Here is a 4,807-nt window from a genome sequence, read left to right on the forward strand (position 1 = left end):
GAAACAATACCAGAGGGAACTTGTTATTTTATCGCTTATTTTTTAAAAAAATGATACCACTTTTTGCGCTCTTTCTTTGCCAGTTGTTCTTGTAAAAAATGCACTTCGTCTTTTAACCGCTCCAGTTCTACTTGTGCCTGCTGCTCTTTTTGGATAGCAGGCAATGAACGAGCAGTTAGCTGCTCGTTCTCTTCTTTGTAGGTTTCAAGTAGCTTTTTATCTTGTAGCGCCAATTGTTGTTGTTGATCTAGTAGATTTTGCATGCTACTTAACTGCTTAAATTGCTCCGTTTGACTATATTTCAAATCTTTTATTTGCTCTTTTTGATAGTCAATTATTTCTAATAAATATTTGTATTCACCTGTAGGTTCTTTCTTATTTTCAAGGTTTTCATTTTGCGATTTCAGTTTGCGATTTTGGTTTTTGGTTTTCGATTTTTGGTTTTCGATATTTTCTAAAAACATATATTTTATAGCTTTTTGACCGACTTCATTAATCACAAACCGATTTCCGATTTTCGTAAACCAAGTTTTTCGGTTTTCGATTGTAACCTTTTTATTTATAGCAGTTTTACTAACGCCTATTTCTTCTGCCAATTCTTTAATTGTTTTTAGATTTTCATTCATTATCTAGGTCCTGCCTTTTTACAATAGGTAGATATTGCTCAATGGATACCTTTAAGTATTTAACAATATTTCTGTTGGAATATCCGACTTGCTTTGCTCTAACATACTCCAAATGTTCCGTTACACCATTTAATCCTCTTAGCTTTTTCAAGTCATCGTATAAAGGATAAACAACTTTTTGCAACCCTGACATTGTTTCTAAATTTTGAACATCTTTATATCCTATCAACATTGTTTCCAGAAGAATGGTAGTATATTTGCTTTGCACAGCTTGAGCAAATATATCCTGTTGAGTCCGTTCTCTTGTTACTTTATCTTCGAGATATATTTTATCCTGTTGTTCCTCTTTATAAGATATAGGTGCAACAACTTTTTTGCTGATATGAAATTGAATAGAATCAATTGAGCGCCCTTTTTTTATTTTTTCATACCCAACATTGAAATGCGTATTTTTGTTAATTTCCTCTATCGGCTTATTTAATAGTTCTCGCGTAAAATTACTCATTTCTTTGTATTCATTCACTGTGTCGGTCAAACTTCGCAAGTCTGGAATAGAAATAGATGGATTCCGATATGCTTCTAATTGTTCAAATCTTCTACCACCATTATCTTTATAATGTAAATACTGGTTATAATTCATAGAAAGCCATTTGTATAAAATAATTGAATATTTACTATTCAATTCCATAATGTCAGATAGTGCATATTGAGTAAAATTTTGTTTTAAATCTATGAGATACGGCATAATAGCAATATCAAATCGGATAGTTACTTCATCATCATAATCGTTCCATTTTATATATGGAATTGGAATAATACTTTCAAATTCAAATCCTTTATCTATTTTTTCACGTATTTGAAAGTAAGCCTGTTTTTGCATTTTTTCAATAGCTTCTTTGAATCTACTATGCTTATCATTATCTACCACCTTAAAAAAAGAAAAGAGTTCTTTTTTCGACAAATAAATAATATTATCTTTTGGTGGATTATTAATATCAATGCAAGAGACTGCTAACTCGAATATTTTCAAAGGAACTTTGTCCATTTTAGCAACACTAGTGATTAGATCATTGTGTTCGACAATTTTTCTTTTTTCAAATAAAGTTATCTGCTGTAAGTTAGTATTTTCTGGTATATTTGACATTAAAAATCTGCTCCTTTGCGTTTTTTTATTAACCATAGAGAACAACTTTTAGCCGAAACAGTTCTTTATGGTTTTATTGTACACCATACCGATAAAACATAAAAGATTTCCTATCGGTATGAACAGTTTTTCCTATCGGTATGAACAGTTTTTCCTATCGGTATGAACAGTTTTTCCTATCGGTATAAACAGTTTTTCCTATCGGTATAAACGAGGAAACACCTGTAAACATTACATTTTTAAGCGCGCAAAAGGTTTAAAAGATTTAAAAGATTTAAAATATATAAGATAAATATAAATACGCGCGCGTACGCGTAACAATTTAAAAAAAAACAGAGGGCTAAACAATATATAGGATATAGGCCGATTCTTTAGTATTCAAAGTTAGATTATCGACCTCGACAATCTATACCCTTTACTCCCAAAATAAAAAAGGAGTGAGCGAAAAGCACGCTCACATTGTACTTGCAGCGTTCACTTCGTTCACTCGCGAAAAGAAAAGATCAACCCCTCTTTTAGGAATGACTTTGGATAGCTTTAATTGCTCGCCTATCCTGTTTTAACTGTTTGGCTAGATAAATACGCTTAGTAAGCAATCAGGCGCCTTACAGGCGGTCAGGGCAAGCCCTAACAACCCTTAGGTAAAAAAGTAAGATCAATCCCCTATTCTTTATGTTTTTTTGATGAGTCCATTCAAAACTAATTTTAAGCCACTTAGCAGCTCGTTTCAGGCGTTTCATTATCTTATTAGTATAAATAGCTGATTATCAGATAAAACCTCTTAAAACGAAAAATAGGCGCCTTTACTGTTATCTCTAGTTGAATCTGATTGCCAAAATCTAATAAATGAACCGTAGAATGGAAATAAGAACCTTTTAGAAGCATTGATGTAATGCTAATTGCACGTTTTATTTTGATTAAACTAGCGTAGTCTGTTTAATTAAAATAAAATGTTTAGTTGAGCAAAGCGAAACTCGGAACCAGGAGGATAAAATCATGAAATTAGATTATGAGAAGACGTTTGAAATTGAAATCATTAACGAATTTTCAGCATCAATTTATGCCAAAATGTTGAACTATGTTTTAAACAACGAACTAGATAAAAATGATTTAACAAACCTACAAACAAATTTACTAAAGCAATTATCAAATATGAATCAAATTGATTTATTTAAATTATCTCTTGAAGAATTAAAAGCTCATCACGAGTATTTAAGAAATATAAAAAAATATGCAGACATCATCACACGAACGAAGTGAGTTTTATCAAAACACGCTTGACGATAAAACTTAAACTATTTAAGTTTTATCGCACAATAACGAAGTAACAAAGTTACTGCGTATAAGTGCGCCCTTAAAAATGAGGGGTGCGTTTCTATAAAGTTAATTTGAAAAATATTCCCTTAGCGATTTTTACTAAGGGCGCACTTATACCCACCAAATTTTTCTTACGAAAAATTGATAGATTCGTGCTAAAAAAGAGTACAGATCACTTTCATGAACTTGTACTCTTTTTTCGTCAGGCGTGTTGGTTAAAATTCGCTTCGCTCATGTAAAAAGAAAGTTAAAAAAATAGTTAATCAGAATCATTGACTAACTGAATTTTTAGGTCAATGCGCACTTACACTCCACCAAAAATTAGTGGAGGTTTTGTGCTTAAGATCTGTCTCAGAAGTTGCCTTCGGCAACAACTAAAAATCCAAATAAAACTAACCAAAATCAATTTGATCTAACAAAACTGTAGCATGAAATATGAGGTTATAGTATACAAACTAGGAACTATAACCAAAGATAAACCAATCCCCCAAAGGATAGTTAGTAATTTACATTTATTATCCATTGTTTCCATCTCCTTTTGACTCTTTAAATGCCTCAGATAGGGCGAGCAACATAACTGAAAAAGCGAACGTTGATAACAAACTAATTATAATGGTTTGGAAGCCTTTAAAATTATGATGGACATAAATTGAAGATAAGTTCCACGCAATAAAAGGAGTAAGCCAATAAATCACCCATGAAATACTCGTTCGTAAATTAAGTTTTAAAACACCAAGGATTAACAAGGCGTATCCCCCATAATAAAGAATACTTAACCAGTCGAATAAAGTATGAAAGAGTAACGATAATACCCAGTTAAACACCCCTAATAAAACAAGTGTTAATAATACACGACCAACAGCATTCAGCTTCTTATACCAATTTACAAATTTATTCATTTTTACTCTCCATTCAACAAATCATGAGTCGTAATACTTTCAACATATTCCGCATTTTCTTTTGTTGCTCGGTGTACCGTCCAATTATTATGAATTTCAACTTGAACAACTTTGCGACCGTATCGCCCTTGTAAGATTTCTAAGTCCATATCTTCAATTTTTAAATTAATTTCTTCGACTGCTTTTTTCAAAACATTTTCTTTTTTTATTATTTTTTCCTAGTATTTTTTTGTTCCTCTAAAAAATATTGTTTATTATCTATTTCACTACTTCGAGGTTTAGCACCTGCCCCACCATCTCTATTCATTGAATTTATTCCACCATATCCAGTGTTAATCATTTTTCCCCATCCTTTTAAAGGATCTTTACCTTTTTTTCTTAGTAAATTATTTTTTTCTCTTAATCTTTCTGCTTTGTTTAATCGTCTCTTTTTTAATTTTGATGAAATATATTCGAACATAAATTTCTCCTCCTAACTTTTTTCAATTAATGTAATTAGTATGATAAATGAAAAAAAGATAGCGCTCTTATTATTTATATTATAAGTTTAGTTAATATAAAAATATAGATGGAAGACCAATATTATTATTTTTATAATATACATTTTTATATTTTGAAATTTTTCTCTTTTAAGAAACCAATCACAAATTAATTAAATAGTTATTTAAAATCTTAGTCGACATAATCTGTATTAAACGAAGTAGCGCCCGTATCAACCGATACAGGCGCTTTCTTTGTGAATTCCAATTGGTCTACCTCGTTTGTCAAAACTGAACCCTAGTAGATCAGTAATCCTCTGAGCGTTAGTTTGTGAATAGGAC

5 protein-coding genes and 1 pseudogene are annotated in these 4,807 nt (G+C 31.1%); 1 reads left to right on the forward strand and 5 read right to left on the reverse strand.

Going from position 1 to position 4,807, the window contains the following annotated elements:
- Positions 1-35 precede the first annotated feature (35 nt).
- Positions 36-626: an AAA family ATPase gene (locus tag NE257_RS11405; protein WP_251886516.1), complete on the reverse strand. Its 591-nt coding sequence runs from the start codon at positions 624-626 to the stop codon at positions 36-38.
- Complete coding sequence (locus NE257_RS11410; protein ID WP_251886517.1) at positions 619-1,770, reverse strand: RepB family plasmid replication initiator protein; 1,152 nt, start codon at positions 1,768-1,770, stop codon at positions 619-621. Before NE257_RS11410 ends, NE257_RS11405 begins: the two co-directional genes overlap by 8 nt.
- A gap of 996 nt (positions 1,771-2,766) precedes the next feature.
- On the opposite strand from NE257_RS11410, the gene NE257_RS11415 reads away from it, so the two are divergent.
- Complete coding sequence (locus tag NE257_RS11415; RefSeq protein WP_251886518.1) at positions 2,767-3,030, forward strand: antitoxin epsilon; 264 nt, start codon at positions 2,767-2,769, stop codon at positions 3,028-3,030.
- 572 nt (positions 3,031-3,602) lie between these two features.
- On the opposite strand, the gene NE257_RS11420 is transcribed toward NE257_RS11415, so the two are convergent.
- The 3 genes and pseudogenes from NE257_RS11420 to NE257_RS11430 all read right to left on the reverse strand — a co-directional run bounded on the left by NE257_RS11420 (position 3,603) and on the right by NE257_RS11430 (position 4,446).
- Positions 3,603-3,986, reverse strand: coding sequence for a hypothetical protein (locus NE257_RS11420; RefSeq protein ID WP_251886519.1), 384 nt, complete (start codon positions 3,984-3,986; stop codon positions 3,603-3,605).
- A 2-nt stretch (positions 3,987-3,988) separates the two neighbouring features.
- Positions 3,989-4,189: pseudogene (locus tag NE257_RS11425) on the reverse strand (replication initiation protein); the annotation flags it as partial.
- Positions 4,190-4,194: 5 nt separating this feature from the next.
- Positions 4,195-4,446, reverse strand: a complete 252-nt coding sequence (locus NE257_RS11430; RefSeq protein ID WP_251886521.1) for a hypothetical protein — start codon at positions 4,444-4,446, stop codon at positions 4,195-4,197.
- Between the last annotated feature and the right edge of the window lie 361 nt (positions 4,447-4,807).

The organism is Enterococcus italicus, from assembly GCF_023743875.1.
Lineage (GTDB): Bacteria > Bacillota > Bacilli > Lactobacillales > Enterococcaceae > Enterococcus_G > Enterococcus_G italicus.

Bases quoted from the DNA above. Each gene is read 5' to 3' on its own strand.
- NE257_RS11430 (WP_251886521.1), bottom strand. From the start codon at position 4,446: ATGTTCGAATATATTTCATCAAAATTAAAAAAGAGACGATTAAACAAA.
- NE257_RS11420 (WP_251886519.1), bottom strand. From the start codon at position 3,986: ATGAATAAATTTGTAAATTGGTATAAGAAGCTGAATGCTGTTGGTCGT.
- NE257_RS11405 (WP_251886516.1), bottom strand. From the start codon at position 626: ATGAATGAAAATCTAAAAACAATTAAAGAATTGGCAGAAGAAATAGGC.
- NE257_RS11415 (WP_251886518.1), top strand. From the start codon at position 2,767: ATGAAATTAGATTATGAGAAGACGTTTGAAATTGAAATCATTAACGAA.
- NE257_RS11410 (WP_251886517.1), bottom strand. From the start codon at position 1,770: ATGTCAAATATACCAGAAAATACTAACTTACAGCAGATAACTTTATTT.